Genomic DNA, 22,873 nt, shown 5'->3' with positions numbered 1-22,873 from the left:
GGTGGGGGGTGGGCACTGAGCGGGTTTCCTTCCCACAGACATGGGACGCACTGAAGTTCCCCTGCCGAAATGGCATGCCGAAGGGCATCCCTTTCGGGCGCGAGGGTGGGAAGCACGAATTCGCCGGTGCCCCCTCGCCCCGGTTCCCCACGGGACGAATGCGACCCGGCCTTGCCCCCCACACAGGTGGTTCACCCTTGCACAGGTCACTCACGGCCAACAAGGCACCTGGGCAACATCCGCATCACTTTGAAAGATGGTCAGACGAAGTCGCAACCGCGTGCCCTCGCACCGGCTTTCGACATTCCATGCGCCCCGTGTGAAACCCGCGCACGCGCCGGAGCGCCGCGCACGCTCCCCCGGCGCGATGACCGGTAGTCCACTGGAGACGGCCCTTCTCGGAGGCCCCGCGCGGGACGGCGGCTCTCCCGCGCGAAACCCCGGCCGCCGACCCCGTTCCTCCCGCCCTCGGTCGGCGGCCCCGGGGGCGAGGTGGTCGGCGTCCGGCCCGGGCACCCGGGTCCGGCTCCGGACCGGCGGCGCGGCCCGGCGGCCTCAGATCTGCCAGGAGCGCAGCCGGTCGGCCGCGCCGTACACGTCGGTCTTGCCGGAGATCAGGTCGCGGGCCAGGTCGACGAGGGCCCCGTAGGGCGGGTCGATGCCGACGCCGCTGACGAACATGTAGGCCACGGCGGTGGCACAGGCGAAGCGGGCGTTGGCCGACGGTAAGGGCTTGAGCAGCGCCAGGGTGTGCAGGAGGGCCGCCGCGCGCCAGGCCGGGTCGGAGTCTACGCCGAGGCGGGGCGGGTCGACGCGGTGCCGGGCGACGGCGGCGACGAGGGCCGAGAAGTCGTTGATCGTGGGCTGGTCGGGCAGGACCTCTTCGTGCCGCTGGAGCAGCCAGGGCACGTCGATGTGAACCACGGATGCCATCGCTCAGGCGACCCGTCCCGCGCCCTTGGCGGCCGGTTCGTCCTCGGGGAAGGCGGCGGCGAACTCGTCGGCGTGGGCGGAGAAGAACCGCCGGAACGCCTCCGCACCCTCCTGGAGGGCCCGGTGCCGGGCGATGTCGGCCGCGGCGGCCTCCCGGACGAGGGCCTTCATCGACGTACCGCGCTCCTTGGCGATCTGGCGCAGGTCCTCTAGCTCGCGATCGCTGAACTCCACGTTGAGAGCTGGCATGCCTTCACGGTACCGCGCGGGTACTCGGCCGTAAATAGTCGCAGGTCAGGCAGGTCGGAAAGCGGTACCGAAGGGGGTCGAGCACGGTGTCCGATTCCCGCCGGACGCGCGCTGGTCCGGGTCCGAGACTCGAAAGGAGGAGGAAACGTCATGACAGTCACCCCCGACCTGGCCGCCGCCCGGGCCGCCGAGACCGACTGGGCCGCGCTCGCCGCCGAGTTGGACGTGCACGGCTGCGCGCCGACGGCACCGCTGCTGACACCGGCCGAGTGCCGGGACCTGACGGCGCTCTACGAGAAGCCGGAGCTGTTCCGCACCACCGTCGACATGGCCCGCCACCGCTTCGGTTCGGGCGAGTACCGCTACTTCACCCACGACCTGCCCGCTCCGGTCGCCGCCCTGCGCGCCGCGCTCTACCCGCGGCTGCTGCCCGTCGCCCGTGACTGGGCCGCCCGGCTCGGCCGTCCCGCCCCCTGGCCGGACTCCCTCGACGAGTGGCTGGAGCGCTGTCACGCCGCCGGGCAGGACCGCTCCGCCCAGATCCTGCTGCGCTACACGGCGGGCGACTGGAACGCCCTGCACCGGGACGTCTTCGGCGACCTGGTCTTCCCCCTCCAGGTGGTGGTGGGCCTGGACGCGTACGGCAGCGACTACACCGGCGGCGAGTTCCTGATGGTCGAGCAGCGTCCCCGCGCCCAGTCCCGTGGCACGGCGACCGTCCTCCCCCGGGGTCACGGCATGGTCTTCACGACCCGCGAACGGCCGGTGCGCACGAAGCGCGGCTGGTCCGCCGGGGCGATGCGGCACGGGGTGAGCACGGTGCGCTCCGGCCGGCGGCACGCGCTGGGGATCGTGTTCCACGACGCCTCCTAGATGAGGCGTGGGTCACATCCGGGCCGCGGATGTCACATTCCGCGGCCGCGGGGCCTCGCAGTAGTGAGCGCGCTACTGGGAGGCCACACAAGATGTCCGAGATCCGCGATCCCGACGCCGAGGCGGCGACCGGTGTCTTCGTCGAGCACCGGGAGCTGTTGTTCGGAGTCGTCTACAACATGCTGGGCAGCGTCGCCGACACCGAGGACGTGCTCCAGGACACCTGGCTGTCGTGGTCACGCCGGGGTGTGGGCGGGGTCGACAACCCCCGCGCCTACCTGGTCCGGATCGCCGTCAACCACACGCTCCAGCGGCGGGCCGTGATCAGCCGCCGCCGGGAGACCTACGTCGGCCCGTGGCTGCCCGAGCCGCTGGTCGCCGACGAGGACGGCGCCGACGACCCCGCACTGCGCACCGAGTCCGTGTCGCTGGCGATGCTGGTGGTCCTGGAGTCGCTGTCCCCGCTGGAACGCGCGGTGTTCGTGCTGCACGAGGTGTTCGGGTACGCCCACACCGAGATCGCGGAGATCCTCGACCGCACCCCGGCCGCCGTACGGCAGGTGGCGCACCGCGCCCGGGCCCACGTGCACGCCCGCCGTCCGCTGTACGAGGCGCACCCCCGGGTCCGCCGGGAGGCGACGGAACGTTTCGTGCAGGCCGCCGTCGGCGGGGACATCGCGGAGCTGATGGAGATCCTCGCGCCGGACGTGACGGTGTGGACGGACGGCGGCGGCAAGCGCAGGCCGACGGCGCTGCGCCCGGTGCACGGCCGCGACAAGGCCGTACGGCTGCTCACCGGTTACGCGAAGCGGGGCGGGGCCCGGGGATCCGCCCTGGAGTTGCGCTACCGCAGGGTCAACGGCGACGACGCGGCCGTGCTGTTCCAGGACGACGCGCCGTACGCGGTGATCGTCATGGACCTCACCCCGCAGGGCGACCGGGTCTGCGGCCTCTTCGTCGTCACCAACCCCGACAAACTCTCGCACGTGCAGAAGGAGGAGGCGTGACGCGCACGGAACTCCCGGCGGGCAGGGGCGAGCGGCTCTCGGGCTGGCTCGACGGACGGCTGGGCACCCGCACACTGGGCGCGAAGTACCTGCGCAAGGTCTTCCCGGACCACTGGTCCTTCCTGCTCGGCGAGATCTGCCTGTACAGCTTCGTCGTGCTGATCCTGACCGGCGTATGGCTCACCCTGTTCTTCCACCCGTCGATGAACGAGGTGACGTACCACGGCAGTTACACGCCCCTGAACGGCGTGCGCATGTCGGAGGCGTACGCCTCCACGCTCGACATCAGCTTCGACGTGCGCGGCGGTCTGCTGATCCGGCAACTGCACCACTGGTCGGCGCTGATCTTCGTGGCCGGGATGCTCACGCACATGATGCGGCACTTCTTCACCGGCTCGTTCCGCAAGCCGCGCGAGGTCAACTGGCTGTTCGGCTGGTCCCTGCTGTTCCTCGGCCTGTTCGAGGGCCTGTTCGGCTACTCGCTGCCGGACGACCTGCTGTCCGGCACGGGCCTCAGGTTCGTCTACGGCGCCACCCTGTCGGTGCCGATCGTCGGCACCTACCTCGCGCTGTTCCTGTTCGGCGGCGAGTTCCCCGGCCACGACATCGTGGCCCGCTTCTACTCGCTGCACATCCTGGTGATCCCCGGCATCATGGCGGCTCTGGTGGTGGCCCACCTGATCCTGGTCGTGTACCACAAGCACACCCAGTTCGCGGGGCCCGGAAAGACCGAACGAAACGTGGTCGGCACCCCGTTCTTCCCGGTGTACCTGGCGAAGGCGGGCGGGTTCTTCTTCCTGGTGTTCGGGACGCTCACCCTGATCGCGGCCGTGGCCTCGATCAACCCGGTCTGGTCGTACGGTCCCTACCGCGCCGACCAGGTCTCCACCGGCGCGCAGCCGGACTGGTACCTGGGCTTCGCGGAGGGCCTGGTGCGGGTGATGCCGGGCTGGGAGATCACCCTCGGGGGCCACACGCTGATCCTGGGGGTGCTGATCCCGGTCGTGGTCTTCCCGCTGCTGCTGGTCTTCATCGGGATCTACCCGTTCCTGGAGGCCCGGTTCACCAAGGACAAGCGGGAGCACCACCTGCTGGACCGCCCGCGCAACAGGCCGGTCCGTACGGCGATCGGCACGTCCTGGATCAGCCTGTACCTGATCCTGCTGGCGGGCGGCGGCAACGACATCGTGGCGACCCGGCTGCACCTGTCGATCAACACCGTCACCTGGGCCGTGCGGATCGGGATGTTCGTGGTCCCGGTGGTCGTCTTCGTCGCCACCCGGCGCATCTGCCTCGGCCTCCAGCTCCGGGACCGCGAACTGGTGCTGCACGGCCGGGAGACCGGGGTGATCAAGCGGCTGCCGCACGGTGAGTACGTGGAGGTGCACCAGCCGCTCGATCAGGCCCGGCTCCACACGCTCACCGCGCACGAACGGCCCGGTGAGCTGGTGGAACACGCGTGGGTCAGCCTTGATCCGCCACGAACGACGCCATCCGGGTCAGAGCGGAGTTCCAGTTGATGGTGTGCTCGTTGGTCGACCAGGACTGGATGTCGTCGATGTAGCAGAACTGGCCGACGCAGCCCTGGAGTTTGCTCTGTGCGTAGGGGTCCTGGATGAGCGAGTTCGGCCCGCCGGCCAGGGTGCCCTTCGGCGGGTTCGGCATGTTCGGGTCGAGCTGGTGGGCGTACCAGCGCGCGTGCTGGTTGTGGGAGTTGACCTCGCCGTAGCCGGTCACGTACGAGATGTTCAGGGCGTTGCGGCCGAAGATGTAGTCGATGCCCTGGAGCGCGCCGTCCCGGTACTTGGATGCGCCGGTGATGTCGTAGGCGGTGGCGATGACGATCCCGTTGTGCAGGATCTGGTGGTTGGAGCCCCAGTCGTAGAGGTTGCCCTCCGGGGCGTACGGCATGCCGTAGGGGTGGGCCTTCAGGGTGGCCAGGTAGCGGTCGGCGCCCTTGACGACGGACTGGCGGACCTTGTCGCGGCCGGGCAGCTTGCTGGGCACGGTCGCCAGGTCCAGCCGGGCCGCCGCGGCCGTGCGGGCCCAGTCGTAGCCGACGGGGCTGAAGATGTCGGCGGTGTGCACCGGTGAGGCGAGCACACGGTCCTGGAAGGTCTTCTCGCCCGTGGTCAGGTACAGCTCGGCGGCCGCCCAGTAGAACTCGTCGGTGACGTTGTTGTCGGCGTAGCTGCCGCCGCCGGTGCCGTCGCTGTCCGAGGCGTACAGGTCGGGGTGGGCGAGGGCTGCGGTCCAGGCCTTGCGGGCGGCCGCCAGGGCCTTCGCCGCGAACGCCTTGTCGTAGGGCTTGTACAGGCGGGCGGCCTGCGCGGCCGTCGCGGCGAGGTTCAGGGTGGCCGCGGTGGACACCGGGTGCAGTTCACGCTTCTGCGGGTCGTCGCTCGGCAGCAGCGGCAGACCGGTCCACTGCTCGTCGTGGATCTTGTGGTGGGCCATCCCGGCCAGCGGCTTCCCGTCCGGCACCTGCATCTTCACCAGGAACTCCAGCTCCCAGCGGGCCTCGTCGAGGATGTCCGGGACCTTGTTGCCGCTCTCGGGGATGGCGAGGGTGCCGTCGCCGAGCTTCGCGGGCTGCCCGGTGCGGGCCAGCAGCTCGCGTTCGTAGGTGCTGAGCACCTCCCAGGTGGAGATGCCGCCGTTGACGACGTACTTGCCGTGGTCGCCGGCGTCGTACCAGCCGCCGGTGACGTCGAGGGTGTAGTCGCACACGCCGGGCTGGCAGGGCACGTCCTTGTCGCCCTGGTTGGGGGCCACGTTCACGTGACCGGCGGCGCGGCCGTAGCCGGGGCGCAGGTCGTCGCGGATGGCGATGCCGCTGCGCTGGGTGTAGTAGTACTTCGCCGCGTCGAGGCGGAGCTGCTCGTAGGCGCCCGTGCCGATGTCGAAGGGTCGGCTGGTCTCGCCGTCCGCGACCAGTGTGAGGCCCGTGCCGCGCTTCTTGTAGGCGCCGAAGTCGATGGAGTGGACGTTCTGCCCGGAGGAGGCGTCGACGCCGCGGGGCACGGTCGTGCCGTGGGCGACGACGGCGCCGGAGGCGTTCTTGAGCTGCCAGGGCAGTTGCGCGGTGGCGTCGGTGACCAGGGTGGCGTTCTTGGGCCCGGCGGGCAGGTAGGCGACCTGGTTGACACGCACGCGCGGCCCGGTGTCGGGCTCGTACACCTCGGGCGGGACCCCGCCCAGCAGGGAGGCGTCGTCCATGCAGAAGCGGAACGGGTCGGCGCTGCCGCCGAGCTGGAAGCCGACCTGTCCCTGGGCGGTGTCGACGGGCGAGGTGAACGTGTACGAGTAGGAGTTCCCGGACACGCTGAGCTGCGGGCTCACCTCGAAATAGGTGTCGTAGGGCGCCACTTGCAGCCCCACGATCGCCCGCACGACATGCCCTTCGGGCGAACCCTTCGCGGTGAAGGAGAACTTGTACGACTCCCCCTTCACCAGGGTGAGGTCGTTCTGGCCGACGGCGGCGTCCCAGCGGTTGGCGGTGCCGCCCGGCACGTCCGCGCAGAGCTGTCCGTCGGACACGGCCGCGGTGACGTTGCTGCTCGCCCACCAGGGCTCGACGGCGGTGTCGAAGCTGCCGTTCTTGAGCTGCTCGACCTCGTCGGCGGCGGCCGGGGAGACGGGCGAGACCACTAGTGCCGCACCCAGCAGCGCGGTCAGGGACAACAGGGCGGTTCTGCGTCTGTTCACGTCCGGGCTCCTCGGGGGAGATACGGGCGGCGCTCGGGATGGGAGCGCTCCCAACGGTCGCAGGCCATGTTTGTTGCAGGCATGACACCCCGTCAACGGTCCGGACGGGACGGGTTCCGCCGGGACCGCCTGCGAAGCGGTCCCCACTCCGGAACCTCAGGCTCGGCGACGCGCACCGCTCCCCGGGACTCGCCCGGATACGCACTGGTCAGCGTGAGTTGTCCGGCGAAAGCCGCGGACGGCGTCTGCGGGTACCGGCCTGACAGCGCTCGGCGCTCTCCTCACGGCCGTTGCCGGGCCCGGCGAGCGAGCCGCCGGAGACCGCGAAGGCGATCAGGGGCCCGGCGTCGGGACGACCGTTCCACGGGAGTCGGCGACGTCCGCGGTGCCGAAGACCGGCGAACGGCCGTCCCCGGCGCGGGAGTTCCGGCCGGCGGTGAGACGTACGGCGTGGGACCGGCTCGCCGTGCGGAGCACGTCGCCGGCGACCGTCCTGCCGGTCGCCTTCGTCACCGCGGTCAACTCGCCCGGTACGTACGGCACTTGCCATGTCAGACGGAACCGGCCCGCGCTGCCGTTCGGGCTGGTGCAGCTGTGCGCCGGTCAGGGCAGTCGGGGGTGCGGTCGGCTGCTCCTCCCCCGCGCGCCGCCCCGGCCGGATTTCCCCCTTGACGGCGCTCCGGTCACGGGTGGGGCGTGCACAGGGGTTCACCGTTCGTGACCCAGCGCGACGCACTAGGCTGGAACCCAAGTGACCTGTTTGTTCACTGAGAGTGCGCGCAATGGAGTGGCGACGATGACCCTCGTGTACCCGTTCGACGACGCGGCGACGGCTCGTGCCGTCGTCGGTGAGGACGGCACGCTGGTCGCCTGGAACGCCGGCGCGCAGCGGCTGCTGGGCTGGTCGCCCGCCGAAGTCGTGGGCAGACCGGCGGTGAACCTCCTGGTCAGCGGGGGCGGGGAAGTGCCCGACGGGCCCGTGGGCGCCCGCTGGGACGGCACCCTCACCCTGTGCCACCGCGACGGCACCGCGGTCTCGGTGTGGCTGCTCGCCCACCACCAGAAGTCGGCGGACGGCGGCCCTGGGCACTGGCTCGTGGTCACCCCGCTGGAGCCCGGCGGCCCCCGCTCCCCCGACGATCCGCTGGGCACGGCCGTGCTGACCCAGTCGCCCTGTGCCGTCGCCGTGTACGACGAACACCTGCGGCTGCGCCGGGTCAACGACGCCATGGCCGACGTGATCGGACTGCCCGAGAAGCGCATCCAGGGGCTCAGGCTGTCCGAGATCGGCGGGAAGCCGCAGAGCGAGGAGCTGGAGGAGCACCTGCTGCACGTGCTCACCACGGGCCGGCCCAAGGACGTGCAGACGTACATGCGCACCGGCGGCGAGGACCGCGCGCACGCCTGGCTGGCCCGGATGGCGCCGGTCACCGACCCGGCGGGCCGGGTGCGGGGCGTCTGCCTGGCCGCCCACGACTTCACCGACAACTTCCTCGCCCGCGAGCGGCTCCAGCTCGTCAACGAGGCGAGTGTGCGCATCGGCACCACCCTCGACGTGACCCGCACGGCCCAGGAGCTGGCGGACGTCTGCGTCCCGGCACTCGCCGACTTCGTCAGCGTCGACCTGCTGGACCCGCGCGAGGAGGGCGAGACCCCGGCGCCGCTCACCGCACCGGTCGAGCTGCGTCGCGCCGCCCACCAGTCGGTGGACCCCGGCAATCCGATGGCGGTGGTCAAGCCCGGGCACACCGAGCTGTACCCCGTCACCTCACCGCAGGCCGACTCGCTGACGGCGGGCCGCACCATCGTCGCCACCGTGGCCTCCGGACGCCTCGACCGGTGGCTCACCTGGAACACCACCCGCGGCGAGCGGGTGAAGGAGTACGGCATCCACTCCACGATGTCCGTGCCGATCCAGGCCCGCGGCCAGACCCTCGGGGTCGCGGTCCTCACCCGCTACCGGCGTCCCGACCCTTTCACCCCGGACGACGTGCTGCTGGCCGAGGAGATCACCGCGCGGGCCGGGGTCTGCATCGACAACGCCCGCCGCTTCTCCCGCGAGCGCGAGACCGCCCTCGCCCTCCAGCGCAGTCTGCTGCCCCGATCCCTGCCGCGCACGGCCGCCGTGGAGGCGGCCTCCCGCTATCTCCCGGCCGCGCGCGCCGGGGTGGGCGGCGACTGGTTCGACGTGATCCCGCTGTCGGGGATGCGGGTCGCGATGGTCGTCGGGGACGTGGTCGGACACGGCATCCAGGCCTCGGCGACGATGGGGCGGCTGCGCACCGCCGTGCGCACCCTCGCCGACATCGACCTGGCCCCGGACGAGCTCCTCACCCACCTCGACGACCTCGTCGTACGGCTGTCCGCGGAGGCCGGCGGCGAGGGCAGCCCCGGTGAGGTCGGGGCGACCTGTCTGTACGCGGTGTACGACCCGGTGTCGCGGCGCTGCACGCTGGCCCGGGCCGGGCACCCCGCGCCCGTGATGCTGACCCCGGGCGGTGAGGCGCGCCTGGTGGACCTGCCCGCGGGGCCGCCGCTGGGCCTGGGCGGGCTGCCGTTCGAGTCCGCCGAGCTGGCGCTGCCGGAGGGGACCGTGCTGTCCCTGTTCACGGACGGGCTGATCGAGTCCCGGGAGCGGGACGAGGACGCCGGCCGCGCGCTGCTGTGCGAGACCCTGGCCGTGCCCTCCGACTCCCTGGAGGAGAGCTGCGACCGGGTGCTGCACGCACTGCTCCCGGCCGGCGGCTCCACGGACGACGTGGCCCTGCTGCTGGCGCGCACCCTGGGGCTGCCCGCCTCCCAGGTGGCGACCTGGGACATCCCCGCCGACCCGTCGCTGGTGGCGCCCGTCCGCAAGCAGGTCGTGGAGCAGCTCGCCCGCTGGGACCTGAGCGAGGCCTCGTTCACGGCCGAGCTGGTGACGAGCGAGCTGGTGACCAACGCGATCCGGTACGGCGCCCGTCCCATCCGGCTGCGTCTCATCCATGACGCGGCCACGCTGATCTGCGAGGTCTCCGACACCAACCACACCGCGCCCCATCTGCGGCGCGCCAAGACGTGGGACGAGGGCGGCCGGGGACTGCTCCTGGTGGCTCAGCTCACCCAGCGCTGGGGCAGCCGCCACACGGCCGACGGCAAGACGATCTGGGCGGAGATCGGGCTCCTCGACCTGGAGTGAGCGTTCGGAACGGTGAGCGAACTTTTCCGGGCCGCGCCGCATCGGGGCCTCGCTGACGGGGCACAAGGCGCCGTACGGGCGCGTGCGCGGAATCCGCGGGAGTGTGGAGACATGACGAACAGGTCCCTGGGTGTGCGGCGGGCGGCACTGCTCGCGGGTCCGGTCGCGGTGCTCGGTCTGCTGGCGGGCTGCGGCAGCGGCGACGGCACGGCGGACGGCTCCCGTACGGAGCCGGGCACGGCGGCACCCGCGACCGACTCCACGGCGCCGTCCGCCTCGCAGGACGCGAGCGGCGCGCCGAGCGGCGTCCCCACCGACGCGGTGAGCAACTCCCTGACCCCGTCCGCGACGCCGTCCCCGGCCGGCGGGACCCGCTGCCACACCGCCGAGCTCAGCGCGTCCGTCGGCCGCAACAACCCCGGCGCCGGGCAGGAGAACTTCCCGGTCGTGCTGACGAACAGGTCGAGCCGTACCTGCACCCTGTACGGCTATCCGGGCACCGCCTTCGTCGACGCGTCCGGCAGGCAGCTCGGCCCGGACCCCGAGCGCTCCGCCACCGGTCCGCAGACCGTGCGACTGGCGCCGGGCCAGAGCGCCTGGGCCGGACTGTCCTTCGCGAACCCCGAGGTCAGCGGGGCGGGCACGGCCACCCCCGCCGCCCTGCTGGTGACCCCGCCGGACGAGGAGGACCCGCTGAAGGTGGCCTGGAAGGGCGGCGAGGTCCCGGTGTCCGGCAACGAGGCGTCGGTCCGGCTCATCCCCTTCAGCCCGGGCACCGGCGCCTGACGGCCCAGGCCGGGGACGTTTGGAGGGTTCTTACCCGGGCCTGGTTTCATGTCCGGGCACGGTCTGTCCGCCCTTCGAAGGAACCACCCTGAACACCCCGCTCGCCGAAACCCTGTCCGTCGCCCTTCTCGTAGCCGTACTCGTGTGGGCGGTTCTGCGTCCCCTGGGCCTGCCGGAGGCCGTGGTCGCGGTCCCCGCGGCGGGGCTCGTGGTCCTGACCGGGGCGATCACCCCGGAGCACGCGTGGGCGGAGGCCGAGCGGCTGGGGCCGGTGGTCGGCTTCCTGGCCGCGGTCCTGGTGCTCGCCCACTTCTGTGACGTCGAGGGGCTGTTCCAGGCCTGCGGGGCCTGGCTGGCCCGGCGGTCGGCGGGCTCGCCCGGGCGGCTGCTGACCGGTGTGTTCGGGCTGGCGTCGGCGATCACCGCGGTGCTCAGCCTGGACGCCACCGTGGTGCTCCTGACGCCGGTGGTGCTGGTCACGGCCTCCCGGATGGGGGCCCGTGCGAAGCCGCACGTGTACGCGTGCGCGCACCTGTCGAACACGGCCTCGCTGCTGCTGCCGGTGTCGAACCTCACCAATCTGCTGGCCTTCGAGGCGAGCGGGGTGAGCTTCACCCGGTTCGCGCTGCTGATGACGTTGCCCTGGCTGGCGGCGATCGCCGTCGAGTACGTGGTGTTCCGGCGGTTCTTCGAGACCGACCTCACCGTCGTCGACCACTCCCCCGAGCCGTCCGAGGAGCCCGCGCTGCCGCTGTTCGCGCTGGTCACCGTCGGCTGCACGCTGGCCGGGTTCGTGGTGGCCTCCGCCTTCGGCGTGGACCCCGCCTGGGTCGCGTGCGCGGGGGCCCTGGTGCTCGCGGGCCGCGCGCTCGTCCGGAGGAAGGCCGGCCCGGTGTCGGTGCTGCGGGCGGCGGCACCCGCCTTCCTGGCGTTCGTGCTCGCCCTCGGCATCGTGGTGCGCGCGGTCGTCGACAACGGCCTCGCGGACGCCCTGCGCCACGTCCTGCCCGACGGGACGGGGCTCCTCGCGCTGCTGGGGATCGCCGCGCTGGCCGCCGTGCTGGCGAACCTGATCAACAATCTGCCCGCGGTCCTGGTCCTGCTGCCGCTCACCGCCGCGGCCGGGCCGGGCGCGGTCCTCGCGGTGCTGCTCGGGGTGAACATCGGCCCGAACCTCACCTACGCCGGGTCCCTGGCCACACTGCTGTGGCGGCGCATCCTGCACCGCGACGGCCACGAGGTCGGCCTCGGCGAGTTCACCCGGCTCGGCCTGCTGACCGTACCGACCGCGCTGGCCGCGTCGGTGGCGGCCCTGTGGGGCTCGCTCCAGCTCGTCGGAACCTGAGCGGGGTCAGCGCCCGCCCCCGTAGCCGCCTCCGTACCCGTAACCACCGCCGTACCCGTATCCACCGCCATGGCCGCCGGATCCGCCACCGCTCCGGTCACCCCACGAGCAGTAGTAGGGGTTGTTGGAGCAGTCGTCGCCGGGGGACGGGCTGCTCGACGGGGTCGGCGTGGCCGTCGGTGCGGCGGTCGCCTTCGGGGTCGGCCTCGGCGTCCTGGAGGGCACGGGGGCGGACTTCGGAGTGGGGGTGGGGCTGCTGTCCTCGTCCCAGTTGACCGCCGCCATCTGGGGGTCGGCAGTCGAGGTGTCGAACACCCAGCGCTGGGCGGGGCCGTCCTCGCGGTTCTTCAGGACCAGCGCGCCGGACCCGTCCGTGGCCGCGGGGGCCAGGGCCAGGTCCTGGTTCCAGCGCGGTACGAGGGTGCCCTGGAGGGTGAAGTCGTAGCGGATGTCCTTGGCGTCGGGCGCACTCGCCCCCGTGCAGGTCGCGAGCCGTACCGAGAACCCGAGGCGGGAGTCGAGGCACAGGTCCGGGTCGGAGCCGCTGCGCAGCAGTCCGTCGGCCTCGTACGACCACTGCTGGCCCTCGGCCCCGGAGCACGCGGCCAGTTCGGTCTCGGCACCCCGGGCGAGCTTCCCGCCGACGACGTCGACGCACAGCCCGGACTCGACGTTGTGCAGACGGCCGCGCAGGTCTCCCTGGCGTGCCTCGCTCGCCCCGGCCTTCGACGGGTCGCTGGTCGAGGAGGCCGCGTCGGAGCCCGGCGCCTCGGAGGGGGCGGCGTCGACGGGGCCGTCGCCGTCGGAGCGGAACGAGGACCACATGACCAGGGGAAGCACGACGAGCCCGCTCACCGTCAGGACGGCGACGGCGAGGTTGCGGCGGGAGGCGCGGCGGGCGGCCTTGTGGGCCGAGCGGCGGGACGCGGAGCGGGTGCGGGGGCCGGCAGCGGTGGCCGCCGGGTCGACGGGAACGGGGCCGGCTGCCGCGGTGTCCCGGCCCGGTTCGGCAAGGGACATCGGGGCCGCGAAGTCCTCGGCCACGAACGGCCTCGCCGGAGCGTGCCGCCGGGCCTCCCGCGCCGCTCCCGGGTCGTCGACGGTCAGCCGCGACTGGACGTAGGCGGCGGCAGCCCAGCCGAGCACGGCCTCGGCGAGGGCGAGCCCGAGCTGCCCGTTGAACTGGTGCAGTTGGTCCGCGGTGTGCATGCAGTGCCTGCACCGCTCCAGGTGCGCGCGCAGATCGGGGTCGACGTCGACGCCGCCGCGCCGGTAGGTCACGTCGAGCAGGCGCAGATAGTGCCGGCACTCCTGCTCGGGGGCGAGTTCGCGGTGGACCTGGAGGCACTCCTCGCGCAGCCGCTCGCGGGCCCGGCGGAGTTCGATGCGGGCGTCCTCCTCGTCCAGGCCGAGGAGGCCCGCGGGGACGGAGATCGGCTCGGCCTCGACCTCGGTGTGCCACAGCAGGCAGCGGGCGGACTGCGGCAGGCGCTGGAAGGCACCGGACAGCAGGCGCCGCTCGGCGGGAGGCAGCAGCCGGGCCGCGGCGCGGTCGCCGCCCGCCCCGGTTCTCAGCTCGGGGTGGAGCATCTCCCGCCGGCCGTCGGCGTCCCACTCGGCCGCGATCCGGCGGACGGTGACGAGCAGATGGGGCCGCCAGGCGGCGGTCGGCCCGGTCTGGCGCAGGGACTCGCCGAAGAGGCGGGTGAACGCTGCCGTGGTGAGCATGCCCGCGGGGCGGGGACCGTCGGTGCACAGCCGCGCGTAGGCGAAGGCGGCTTCCCAGTGCCGGTCGAGGAGTTCACCGACGGGCTGCAGGGCCGGCGTCGTGCCGCTCCACTTCTTGAGCTCGGCGCTCAGTTGCTCGTCCGTGACGTCGTACGGGCGAACCGGAGACGGGGAATTCGACAGTCCTGCGTCTTTCACGGCGGCATTTCCTCCCGAGGGCATGCTGCGTTGCATAAGTCCATACCAATGGGTTCGTCCGCCTGGGACAGCTCTTTTGAAGCATGAAGGGCGTACGGCGGGGGTCACGTGCACACAGGAGGAATTTGCATTGTCCGTGCGCTGACAAGGCACACCTTTGCACAGGTCAGGGACGCCCAACAAGTGATCTCGCGCTTTTACGCCTCCCGTTGGCCCGGCATAGATAGACGTTTTGTCAACACCGGGGCCCCGCGGTTTGCGGTTCTTGGGATTCGGCAATGGGAAACGAGATCCAGTCAACTCCCTGACGAGATCCAGACAACCATTGAACGTCCACTACACAGCATGTCCGGGCGCCCGGTGATGTCATGCCCCAACCATTGGGGAGCCCGCCCGGTAGGCACCCGGCGGAGTGCCGTAGCGGTCACGGAAGACACGGTTGAAGTGGAAGGGGCTGGCGAAGCCGGAGGCGGCCGCGACGCGTTCCACGGACAGGTCGGTGCTCTCCAGCAGCCGGGCGGCGTGCTGCAACCGCGCCTCGCGGAGCGCGCGCATGGGTGAGCGGCCGAGCTGCCCGGTGAAGAGGTGGGCGAACCGGGACGGGGAGAGCGAGACCTCGGCGGCGAGCGACCGGACGGTGTGCGGGGCACCGGGGTCGGCGGCGATCAGCTCCTGGGCGCGCTGGACACGGGGGTCGACGCCGGTCCCGGACCGCGTCCCGCGCGCGGCTCCGGCGGTGAGCAGCACGACCTCCTCCAGTGCGCACAGGGCGAGTTCGCGGGCCGTGGTGCCGTGGGCCACGGCGACGGCCACCCGGTCGTCGGGCGGGGCGGTGTCGGGCGGGGTGCCGGTGCCCGTCCAGCGGGCGTCGGCGAGCATCCGGCGGAAGGCCGCCTCGATACGGGCGTGCGAGCCGGCGCCGGCGGGCTCCGGGGTGACGACGTACAGCCCGTCTCCCCTGCCGTGCGGTCCCAGCCAGGCGGTCCAGGACGGCCGGGCTCCGCAGTGCGCCCACCAGAACTCCCAGTGGTCTGCGCCCTGTTGGACGCCGTAGCGGTGCGGGGTGCCGGGAGCGAGCACCACCAGGTCGCCGGCGCCCGCACCGGTCTCGCTCCGTCCCTGGCGCAGGGTGCCCCGGCCGTTCAGCGTCCAGGTGAACAGCCAGCTCTCGGCGCCACGCGGCCGCTGGACGGCGTACCCCGGGCGTTCGTCGTAGCGGCCCACGACCACGAGGCCCGGCGGCGGACCGGGGTCATGGGAGGCAGCGGTCTCGGGCAATCCGTCGGCGGTCACGGGCATCCTCCTGGCACGGGCTGCGGCCTAGCGTGACGAGTGGAACACATCAGACCGAGGAGGGGACACATGACAGTCACAGGCATCGCGACAGGGGTCCGGCGGTTCCAGGAGGACGGCTTCACGGTCGCCCGGGGGCTGTTCGCGCGCGAGGAGATCGACCGGCTGTGCGCCGCGTTCACGGCCCTGCACGCCGGGGGGCCGGTGCCGGGGCACTTCGAGCCGAGCGCGCGGGGTGAGTCGGCTGATCCGCTGCGGAGGTATCCGCGCGTGATGCAGCCGCACGAGATCAGCGACCTCGCGCGGCGGTTCCTGCTGGACGCGCGACTGCGGGAGGTGCTGGAGACGCTGCTCGGGGAGGAGGTGCTGGCCGCGCAGAGCATGTTCTACTTCAAGCCGCCGGGGGCGCGCGGGCAGGCGCTGCACCAGGACAACTTCTATCTGCGGGCCGAGCCGGGCACGTGTGTCGCGGCCTGGGTGGCCTGCGATGTGATCGACCGGGACAACGGCGGTCTCGAAGTCGTCCCGGGCACGCACCGGATGGACCTGTTCTGCCCCGAACTCGCGGACTCCGAGGTGTCGTTCGCGCGGGAGTACGTGCCACCGCCGCCGGGGCTCGCGCCGGTTCCCGTCGACATGGCTCCGGGGGACGTCCTGTTCTTCAACGGCAGCCTGGTGCACGGATCCCGGCCGAACCGCACCGCCGACCGGTTCCGGCGCTCGTTCATCGGGCACTACGTGGGCGCCTCCACCGAGCGGATCGGGCACTACTACCGGACGTTGTCGATGAACGGCGAGCGGGTGGCCCTGGCGGAGAGCGAGGGGGCGGGTCCGTGCGGTACGGAGTTCGCACCGCACGGACCTCACTAGCCAGGCGGGCCTGTCAGCCGTGACCGACGACGGGGCGGGCCGTGTAGGGCCTCTCCAGTTCCTCGATCTCCTTCTCGCTGAGCTCCAGGTCCACCGCCGCCACGGCGTCCTCGATGTGGTGCGGCTTGCCCGCTCCCACGATCGGGGCCGCCACCGTGTCCTGGGCCAGCAGCCAGGCCAGGGCCACCCGGGCGCGGGGGACGCCCCGGTCGCCGGCGATGCGGGTGACCGCCTCGACGATGGTGCGGTCACCGTCCTGGTAGAGGCGGCTGCCGAAGTCGTCGGTGGAGCTGCGGTCGGTGACCGTGCCCCAGTCCCGGGTCAGGCGGCCGCGGGCCAGCGGACTCCACGGCAGGGTGCTGACTCCCTGGTCGGCGCAGAGCGGCAGCATCTCGCGCTCCTCCTCGCGGTAGAGGAGGTTGTAGTGGTTCTGCATGGACACGAACCTGGTCCAGCCGTGCCGCTCGGCCGTGTACTGCATCTTGGAGAACTGCCAGGCGTACATCGAACTCGCCCCGATGTAGCGCACCTTGCCCGCCTTCACCAGGTCGTGCAGCGCCTCCATCGTCTCCTCGACCGGCGTCCGGGGGTCGAAGCGGTGGATCTGGTACAGGTCGACGTAGTCGGTGCCGAGCCGCCGCAGGCTGTGGTCGATCTCCGTCATGATCGCCTTGCGGGAGAGCCCCGCCGCGTTCTGCCCGGACCGCATCCGGCCGTTCACCTTGGTCGCGAGGACGATCTCGTCGCGGTTCGCGAAGTCCGCGAGGGCCTTGCCGACGATCTCCTCGCTGGTGCCGTCGGAGTAGACGTTCGCGGTGTCGAAGAAGTTGATCCCGGCGTCCAGTGCCTGTCGTATCAGTGGCCGCGACGCCTCCTCGTCGAGGGTCCACTCGTGCACGCCGCGGTCCGGCAGGCCGTAGGACATGCAGCCCAGACAGATCCGCGAGACGTCCAGGCCCGTCGAACCGAGCTTCACGTACTGCATCGTTGCTGCTCCTGCCTTCGAGAGGGGTCCGAAGGGGAGCGTACGACCTCGCGGGCGATCAAGGTCCCCTCCCGGGTCTACTCGACCAGGTCCAGCGCCCGCTCCCACGCGAACTCCCCGTCCCCCTCGCCCCGGTGGGGGTGTCCGAACCGCACGCCCATCCCCCGCAGCCGGATCAGGCTGTCCTGGTAGGCGGGGTGCCCGGCGAGGTCGTCGGAGACACAGGGCAGGACACCGACGGGCACGCCCCGTCCGACCACCTCGCACAGCGTGCCCACGGCGAGGGTGTCGGCGATGCCGGCCGCCCACTTGTTGATCGTGTTGAAGGTGGCCGGGGCGACCACGACGGCGTCCGGGTCCGGGAAGGGCCGCGCGTCCCCCGGGCGGCGCCACGCGGAACGGATCGGGTAGCCGGTCTGCGCCTCGACGGCGGCCGCGTCGAAGAAGCCGTTCATGGCGGTGGGCGTGGCGATGACGCCGACCTGCCACTGCCGCTCCTGCGCCGCGGTGATCAGCCTGCCGACGCCCGCGGCGATGCCGGCGGCGCAGACAACGACGTACAGGAAGGGCGGTGTCTCGTCCTGTGCGGTCGCTCGAGAGCCCTGTGCGGTCATCCGGGAAGCCTACTGAAGCGGGAAGGACAGCCCCCGCTCGCTCTCGGGCCGCGGTCCGCGGATCCGGCGGTCCTTCTCCTCGATGGGCACGTCGTTGATGCTCGCCTCGCGCCGGGTCATCAGCCCGTGCTCGTCGAACTCCCACAGCTCGTTGCCGTACGACCGCCACCACTGCCCCTCGGCGTCCTGGCACTCGTACTGGAAACGGACCGCGATGCGGTTGCCGTCGAACGCCCACAGGTCCTTGCGCAGCGCGTACTCCCGCTCGCGCGCCCACTTCGCGGTGAGGAACTCGACGATCTCGGCTCGGCCGGTGACGAAGGTGCCGCGGTTGCGCCACACGGAGTCCTCCGAGTACGCGAGCGCCACCCGCTGCGGGTCGCGGGTGTTCCAGGCGTCCTCGGCGGCCTGCACCTTCCGGGCGGCGGTGTCGCGGGTGAAGGGCGGCAGGGGCGGGCGGTCGTTCATCTCGTCCTCCGTGGCCGAAGCGGCCGACAAGGCGGAGAACGGGCGTTCTCCGGGGTGCCTGCTACCGTAGGAGAACGCGCGTTCTCACGTCAAGGAGTGGCCGTCCATGGACAGCGCAGTGGCCCGCGAGCGGGTGCTGGACGCCGCCGAGGAGCTGTTCTACGGGCGGGGCGTCCAGTCCGTCGGCATGGACGAGATACGCGGCGCGTCCGGGGTCTCCCTCAAGCGGCTCTACCAGCTGTTCCCGGCCAAGGAGCAGCTCGTGGAGGCCTATCTGGAGCGGCGGGACGGACGCTGGCGGGGCCGGCTGGCCGAGTTCGTGGCACGCCGGCCGGACCCCGAGGAACGGATCCTGGCTGTCTTCGACTGGCTGGAGGAATGGTTCGGCGAGGAGGGCTTCCGCGGGTGCGCGTGGATCAACTCCTACGGCGAGCTGGGCGCGACCTCGGACCGGGTGGTGACCCAGGTCCGGGCCCACAAGCGGGCGTTCGCCGACTACCTCGCCTCCCTCGTGGCCGACTCGGGGCGGCCCGCGGCACTGGCGGGACCGCTCTTCCTGCTCGCCGAGGGCGCGATGGTGACGGCGGGGATCACGGGAACCACCCACCCGGCCACGGAGGCCCGGGACGCGGCCCGGCTGCTGCTGGGCGCCCACCGCACGGGACACTGAGCGGGACGGTGCCGGCCTCCGCGCGCGGGCCTGCACGGCGGCGACAGACCGGGATTCGGGCGGCCTCTCAGACCGCGGGACGCCTGGAGCCGGTGACGGCGAGGATTACCCGGAGGCTCCAGCCCTGCCGCCGAGACGCGTGAGGCGGCCCGGACCGGGCCGGCCAGGGGCGGCGCGCTCTGGGCGGCCTACCGGGTGATGGGTCACCGGGAGCGGGTGGCGGCGGGCATCACACGAAACCGCTGCCGCGCCCGCCGAGGCACGGGAAGCGATCCGGCCCTCCTGTGCTCCCACCGGCACAACCACGGGCGCCGCGCACCGGGTAGCCCTCCCGGACCACTCGCATCCGGAACCATTGACGGCGAGGGCCGCACCGAGTCCCGCCGCGCCGCCGGAGCGCGGGAAGCGGCCCGGCGGCTGCCGGGCTCTCACCGGGCGAGCCGGCCGCGAGCTGCTCCGGGTCCCGGCGCGGCAGCCGGGTGCGTCACGCCCGACCCGCTCGCGCTGCCGCGCGGGCCGCCCGGGCGGTGACCCGGGACGCCCGCAGCTCGACGTGAGCGCCGCCGGTCCGCGTCCCGGGCGGACGGCCGCTGTTCATGTGCACCTGCGTGGTCGAGGACGGGCGGGGCAGCCCGTGCGACGGCGGTCCGCCCCGCCGTGTCAGCTCACCGTCTCCGACACGGTGATGGCGGCGACGGGGCAGGCCCGGGCGGCCTCTCGGACCATGGGGTCGCCGCCGCCGTCCTCCCTGCCGGGCAGGAGCGCGCTGAAGCCGTCGTCGTCCTGGGTGAAGACGCCCGGGGCGGCCAGGGCGCACTGGCCCGCCCCGATGCAGACGTCCTTGTCGATGTCGATGTCCATGCGCATCGCCGGAGCCTCTTACCAGGTCACGGGGAGTTCCAGCATCCCCTGGATCGTGTCGCCGGGTTTGAAGGGGATCTCCTCGGCGGGGGCCGCCAGCCGCAGGGTGGGCAGCCGGTCGAAGAGGGTGCCCAGGGCGATCTCCAGTTCGGCGCGGGCGAGGTTCTGGCCGAGGCACTGGTGGATGCCGAAGCCGAACGCGATGTGGTGCCGGGCGGACCGGTGCCAGTCGAGGGTGTCGGGGTCGGGGTAGACGTCCTCGTCACGGTTGACGACGGAGGTCGCGAACACGACCCCCTCGCCCGCCCGGATCGTGGTGCCGGCCACCTCGATGTCCTCCAGGGCCATCCGCAGCAGTCCGTCGGCGATCGACAGCATCCGCATGAGCTCCTCGACCGCGTTCGGGATCAGCGCGGGGTCGGTGCGCAACTCGGCCAGTCGGTCGGGGTGTCGCAGGAGGGTGAAGGTGCCGAGCGAGATCATGTTGGCGGTGGTCTCATGGCCGGCGACCAGCAGGATGATCGCCAGGGCGATGAGCCCCTCACGGTTCAGCTCCCCGTTCCGCAGCTCGCGGTGCACGAGTTCGTCGAGCACACCGTCGCCGGGCTCCGGCTGCTTCTGTTTACGGTCGATCAACTCGTCGAAGTACGCCTCGAGTTGATCGCGCGCGTCCATGACGTCGTCGGCCGTGGGGCCGCGCAGCAGGCGCCGGGACTGTCCCTCGAAGAAGTCGTGGTCGGTGTAGGGCACGCCGAGCAGGGCGCAGATCACGGTCGAGGGGACGGGCAGCGCGAAGGCGGTCACCAGCTCCGCGGGCGGTCCCTGGGCGATCATCGCGTCGATGCGTTCGTCGACGATCTCCTGGATGCGGGGGCGCAGTTCGGTGGCCCGGCGCAGCGTGAAACTGGGCACCATCATGCGTCGCTGGACGCGGTGTTCCGGGTCGTCGACGCCCAGCAGCGCGGTCCTCCGGTTTCTGACCGCCGCGAAGCGTGCCGTGGGCGCGGGAAAGCCGTCCCGGGTGCGGTCGGTGGACAGCCGGGGGTCGGCGAGCAGGGCGCGTGCGGTGCCGTGTCCGGTGACCAGCCAGGCCGGACGGCCGTCGAAGAGGGTGATCCGGGACAACGGGCGGTCGGCGCGAAGGGAGTCGTAGGCGGCGGGCGGGTGGTAGGGGCAGGTCCGGTCCTGGGGGAAGGCGACGGGTTCCGTTTCCGTCATGGAAGACCTCGCAGACGAAGGGTGCCTCGTGCAGGACTTCATTAGATGCCCCGGGCATCTATGGGGCGACGACAAGTTCGGCCAGATCGGTGGCGGGGCCGATCTGGCCGGAGATCGCCGCCGTACCGAGGGTTTCCTTCCCGGGCGGGGCGGCCGTGCCCCGGCATCACGCCGGCCCGTCCGGAAGGAAGCCCTCCGCCCACCTCGGTATCCGGCCACACCGGGCTCCGGCGGTGTGGGCTCCGTCGGCCATGACGTGCACGTCACCACCGCGGAACGCCGTGTCAGCGGTCCTCGTAGGGGGCAGGTCCCTGGGAACCCGCTCGGGATGATTCCCGTGCGGGGCTGCGTTGAAGTGCCGTGCGAGACGCCGTAGCGAACGAGGAGACGTGAACCATGCCTCTTGAGGGCGAGTACGAGCCCAGCCCGACCCAGTGGGTGCGTGAGCAGGTGGAGTTGTACGAGAGCTCCGGTGGTACCGAGGGCAACACGCTCATGGACACGGGGATGCCGGTCATCGTGCTGACGACCCGCGGCGCGAAGAGCGGCCGTATCCGCAAGACGCCGTTGATGCGGGTCGAGCACGAGGGGCGGTACGCGGTGGTCGCCTCGCTGGGCGGGGCGCCCAAGCACCCGGTCTGGTACCACAACGTCAAGGCCGACCCGCACGTCGAGCTCCAGGACGGCCCGGTCAAGCGGGACTTCGTCGCCCGCGAGGTCACGGGGGCGGAGAAGGACGAGTGGTGGGAGCGTGCCGTCGCCGCGTACCCGCCCTACGCCGACTACCAGAAGAAGACGGACCGGGTGATTCCGGTCTTCGTGCTGGAACCCTCGGACGGGAACTGACCGCCCGCGGAGAAATGTCCCGACGACGACGCATGAACCGGCTCCGGCCGGGCACCTGAGCGTCAGGCCCCGCCGCGTTCCCCCGTCGCGGCGGGGCTTTCCGCTGCCTCCTCGGCCGGCCGGTCGGTCACGTCGAGGAAGATCTGGTCCGCCTCGGCCACGGTCCGGGACACGGACCGCTTGATGCGCACGGCGACCTCCTCGACCTCCTCGCTGTCCAGGCCCGGCACCAGGTCGACCCGGGCGGCCACCAGGACCGAGTCCAGCCCCATCTTCATGGTGAACAGCGCCTCCACGCTGTCGATCTCGGGCTGCGCCTCCAGCACTGCCCTGATCCGGGCACTGGACTCCGGGTCCGCGGCCTCGCCGATGAGCTGCCCCTTGGCCTCGCGGCCCAGCCGGTAGGCCACGTAGACCAGCAGCACACCGATGGCCAGGGAGGCGGACGCCTCCCACACCACCTGCCCGGTGACCATGTGCAGCGCCATGCCGACCATGGCCAGCGTCACCCCGAGCACCGCCGTGCCGTCCTCGGCGACGACCGTGCGCAGGGCCGGGTCGCGCATGCCCTCGGCGGCCCCGCCCTGCTTGCGCACCTGGTGCAGTGCCCGCAGCAGCGACACGCCTTCGGCGATGAACGCCACGCCCAGCACGATCAGACCGGCCACATAGCCGCTGAGCTCCTCCTCGGCTCCGTTGCGGAGCGCCTCCACGCCCTGGAAGAAGGAGAAGCAGCCGCCCATCACGAAGATGCCGACGGCCGCGATGAGCGACCAGAAGAACCGCTCCTTGCCGTAGCCGAAGGGATGTCGCCGGTCGGCGGGGCGGCGGCTGCGGCGCAGCGCGGCCAGCAGGAAGACCTCGTTGAGGCTGTCCGCCACGGAGTGCGCCGCTTCCGACAGCAGCGCGGGCGAGCCTGCCAGGAGGCCGCCGACGGCCTTGGCGACGGCGATCACCAGGTTCGCCGCCAGGGCCACCAGTACGGTGACGCGAGTTTTCCGGTCCGCTTCGTCGTTCGTCGATGTCCCGCTCACCCACGCCGA

Annotated in this window: 20 protein-coding genes and 1 pseudogene; 9 read left to right on the top strand and 12 right to left on the bottom strand. The window is 72.1% G+C overall.

Annotated features, from left to right (window positions below; all coding sequences use genetic code 11):
• Positions 1-555: 555 nt before the first annotated feature.
• Together AOJ26_RS33090 and AOJ26_RS33085 are read right to left on the bottom strand one after the other, a co-directional pair.
• Positions 556-933 (bottom strand): hypothetical protein, encoded by a 378-nt coding sequence (locus tag AOJ26_RS33090; RefSeq protein WP_007386606.1) that lies wholly within the window; start codon positions 931-933, stop codon positions 556-558.
• Positions 934-936: 3 nt separating this feature from the next.
• Positions 937-1,182, bottom strand: coding sequence for a hypothetical protein (locus tag AOJ26_RS33085; RefSeq protein WP_053852057.1), 246 nt, complete (start codon positions 1,180-1,182; stop codon positions 937-939).
• Positions 1,183-1,332: 150 nt separating this feature from the next.
• On the opposite strand from AOJ26_RS33085, the gene AOJ26_RS33080 reads away from it, so the two are divergent.
• From AOJ26_RS33080 to AOJ26_RS33070, 3 genes are all read left to right on the top strand, one after another.
• Entirely contained in the window at positions 1,333-2,055 is a 723-nt protein-coding gene (locus tag AOJ26_RS33080; RefSeq protein WP_053852056.1) for a 2OG-Fe(II) oxygenase, read from the top strand.
• A gap of 92 nt (positions 2,056-2,147) precedes the next feature.
• Entirely contained in the window at positions 2,148-3,062 is a 915-nt protein-coding gene (sigJ, locus tag AOJ26_RS33075; protein ID WP_053852055.1) for an RNA polymerase sigma factor SigJ, read from the top strand.
• Positions 3,059-4,582 (top strand): cytochrome b, encoded by a 1,524-nt coding sequence (locus AOJ26_RS33070; RefSeq protein ID WP_053852054.1) that lies wholly within the window; start codon positions 3,059-3,061, stop codon positions 4,580-4,582. Before sigJ ends, AOJ26_RS33070 begins: the two co-directional genes overlap by 4 nt.
• Here the strand turns inward: AOJ26_RS33070 and AOJ26_RS33065 are convergent.
• Together AOJ26_RS33065 and AOJ26_RS45300 are read right to left on the bottom strand one after the other, a co-directional pair.
• On the bottom strand, positions 4,527-6,770 hold the full coding sequence (locus tag AOJ26_RS33065) for a glycoside hydrolase family 9 protein (protein ID WP_053852053.1): 2,244 nt from the start codon (positions 6,768-6,770) through the stop codon (positions 4,527-4,529). The two genes, AOJ26_RS33070 and AOJ26_RS33065, sit on opposite strands and share 56 nt — an antisense overlap.
• A 247-nt stretch (positions 6,771-7,017) precedes the next feature.
• Positions 7,018-7,364 (bottom strand): annotated as a pseudogene (locus AOJ26_RS45300) (DUF4982 domain-containing protein); the annotation flags it as partial.
• A gap of 202 nt (positions 7,365-7,566) precedes the next feature.
• On the opposite strand from AOJ26_RS45300, the gene AOJ26_RS33055 reads away from it, so the two are divergent.
• The 3 genes from AOJ26_RS33055 (at position 7,567) to AOJ26_RS33045 (ending at position 12,079) form a co-directional block, all read left to right on the top strand.
• Positions 7,567-9,948, top strand: a complete 2,382-nt coding sequence (locus AOJ26_RS33055; protein ID WP_053852051.1) for a SpoIIE family protein phosphatase — start codon at positions 7,567-7,569, stop codon at positions 9,946-9,948.
• Positions 9,949-10,059: 111 nt separating this feature from the next.
• The gene (locus AOJ26_RS33050) at positions 10,060-10,734 is read left to right on the top strand and encodes a DUF4232 domain-containing protein (RefSeq protein ID WP_053852050.1); all 675 of its coding nucleotides are present in this window, start codon (positions 10,060-10,062) and stop codon (positions 10,732-10,734) included.
• 88 nt (positions 10,735-10,822) lie between these two features.
• Positions 10,823-12,079: an arsenic transporter gene (locus AOJ26_RS33045; RefSeq protein WP_179200298.1), complete on the top strand. Its 1,257-nt coding sequence runs from the start codon at positions 10,823-10,825 to the stop codon at positions 12,077-12,079.
• A 6-nt stretch (positions 12,080-12,085) separates the two neighbouring features.
• On the opposite strand, the gene AOJ26_RS33040 is transcribed toward AOJ26_RS33045, so the two are convergent.
• Both AOJ26_RS33040 and AOJ26_RS33035 read right to left on the bottom strand, forming a co-directional pair.
• Positions 12,086-14,005, bottom strand: a complete 1,920-nt coding sequence (locus AOJ26_RS33040; protein WP_053852049.1) for a ricin-type beta-trefoil lectin domain protein — start codon at positions 14,003-14,005, stop codon at positions 12,086-12,088.
• Between the two features lie 366 nt (positions 14,006-14,371).
• A complete protein-coding gene (locus AOJ26_RS33035) occupies positions 14,372-15,304 on the bottom strand; it encodes a helix-turn-helix domain-containing protein (protein ID WP_199828893.1) in 933 nt (310 codons plus the stop codon).
• Positions 15,305-15,367: 63 nt separating this feature from the next.
• On the opposite strand from AOJ26_RS33035, the gene AOJ26_RS33030 reads away from it, so the two are divergent.
• On the top strand, positions 15,368-16,168 hold the full coding sequence (locus tag AOJ26_RS33030) for a phytanoyl-CoA dioxygenase family protein (RefSeq protein ID WP_053852047.1): 801 nt from the start codon (positions 15,368-15,370) through the stop codon (positions 16,166-16,168).
• A gap of 13 nt (positions 16,169-16,181) precedes the next feature.
• Here the strand turns inward: AOJ26_RS33030 and AOJ26_RS33025 are convergent, their stop codons facing one another.
• The 3 genes from AOJ26_RS33025 to AOJ26_RS33015 form a co-directional block, all read right to left on the bottom strand.
• Entirely contained in the window at positions 16,182-17,153 is a 972-nt protein-coding gene (locus tag AOJ26_RS33025) for an aldo/keto reductase (RefSeq protein ID WP_053852046.1), read from the bottom strand.
• A 77-nt stretch (positions 17,154-17,230) separates the two neighbouring features.
• Positions 17,231-17,767, bottom strand: a complete 537-nt coding sequence (locus AOJ26_RS33020) for a flavoprotein (RefSeq protein ID WP_053852045.1) — start codon at positions 17,765-17,767, stop codon at positions 17,231-17,233.
• Between the two features lie 9 nt (positions 17,768-17,776).
• Complete coding sequence (locus AOJ26_RS33015) at positions 17,777-18,235, bottom strand: DUF1348 family protein (RefSeq protein WP_053852044.1); 459 nt, start codon at positions 18,233-18,235, stop codon at positions 17,777-17,779.
• Between the two features lie 106 nt (positions 18,236-18,341).
• On the opposite strand from AOJ26_RS33015, the gene AOJ26_RS33010 reads away from it, so the two are divergent.
• Positions 18,342-18,905, top strand: coding sequence for a TetR/AcrR family transcriptional regulator (locus tag AOJ26_RS33010; RefSeq protein ID WP_053852043.1), 564 nt, complete (start codon positions 18,342-18,344; stop codon positions 18,903-18,905).
• Between the two features lie 660 nt (positions 18,906-19,565).
• Here the strand turns inward: AOJ26_RS33010 and AOJ26_RS33005 are convergent.
• On the bottom strand, positions 19,566-19,766 hold the full coding sequence (locus AOJ26_RS33005) for a ferredoxin (RefSeq protein WP_053852060.1): 201 nt from the start codon (positions 19,764-19,766) through the stop codon (positions 19,566-19,568).
• Between the two features lie 18 nt (positions 19,767-19,784).
• Positions 19,785-20,984 (bottom strand): cytochrome P450, encoded by a 1,200-nt coding sequence (locus AOJ26_RS33000; RefSeq protein WP_053852042.1) that lies wholly within the window; start codon positions 20,982-20,984, stop codon positions 19,785-19,787.
• A 396-nt stretch (positions 20,985-21,380) separates the two neighbouring features.
• On the opposite strand from AOJ26_RS33000, the gene AOJ26_RS32995 reads away from it, so the two are divergent.
• Positions 21,381-21,830 carry a nitroreductase family deazaflavin-dependent oxidoreductase gene (locus AOJ26_RS32995; RefSeq protein ID WP_053852041.1) on the top strand — a complete coding sequence of 150 codons (450 nt, stop codon included), beginning with the start codon at positions 21,381-21,383 and terminating at the stop codon, positions 21,828-21,830.
• Between the two features lie 62 nt (positions 21,831-21,892).
• On the opposite strand, the gene AOJ26_RS32990 is transcribed toward AOJ26_RS32995, so the two are convergent.
• Positions 21,893-22,864, bottom strand: a complete 972-nt coding sequence (locus AOJ26_RS32990; RefSeq protein ID WP_053852040.1) for a cation diffusion facilitator family transporter — start codon at positions 22,862-22,864, stop codon at positions 21,893-21,895.
• Positions 22,865-22,873: the final 9 nt, after the last annotated feature.

Source organism: Streptomyces sp. NRRL B-24085, assembly GCF_001282115.1.
GTDB lineage: Bacteria > Actinomycetota > Actinomycetes > Streptomycetales > Streptomycetaceae > Streptomyces.
The sequence above is the reverse complement of the archived record's forward strand: the minus strand, read 5'-3'. Positions and strand labels throughout refer to the sequence as shown.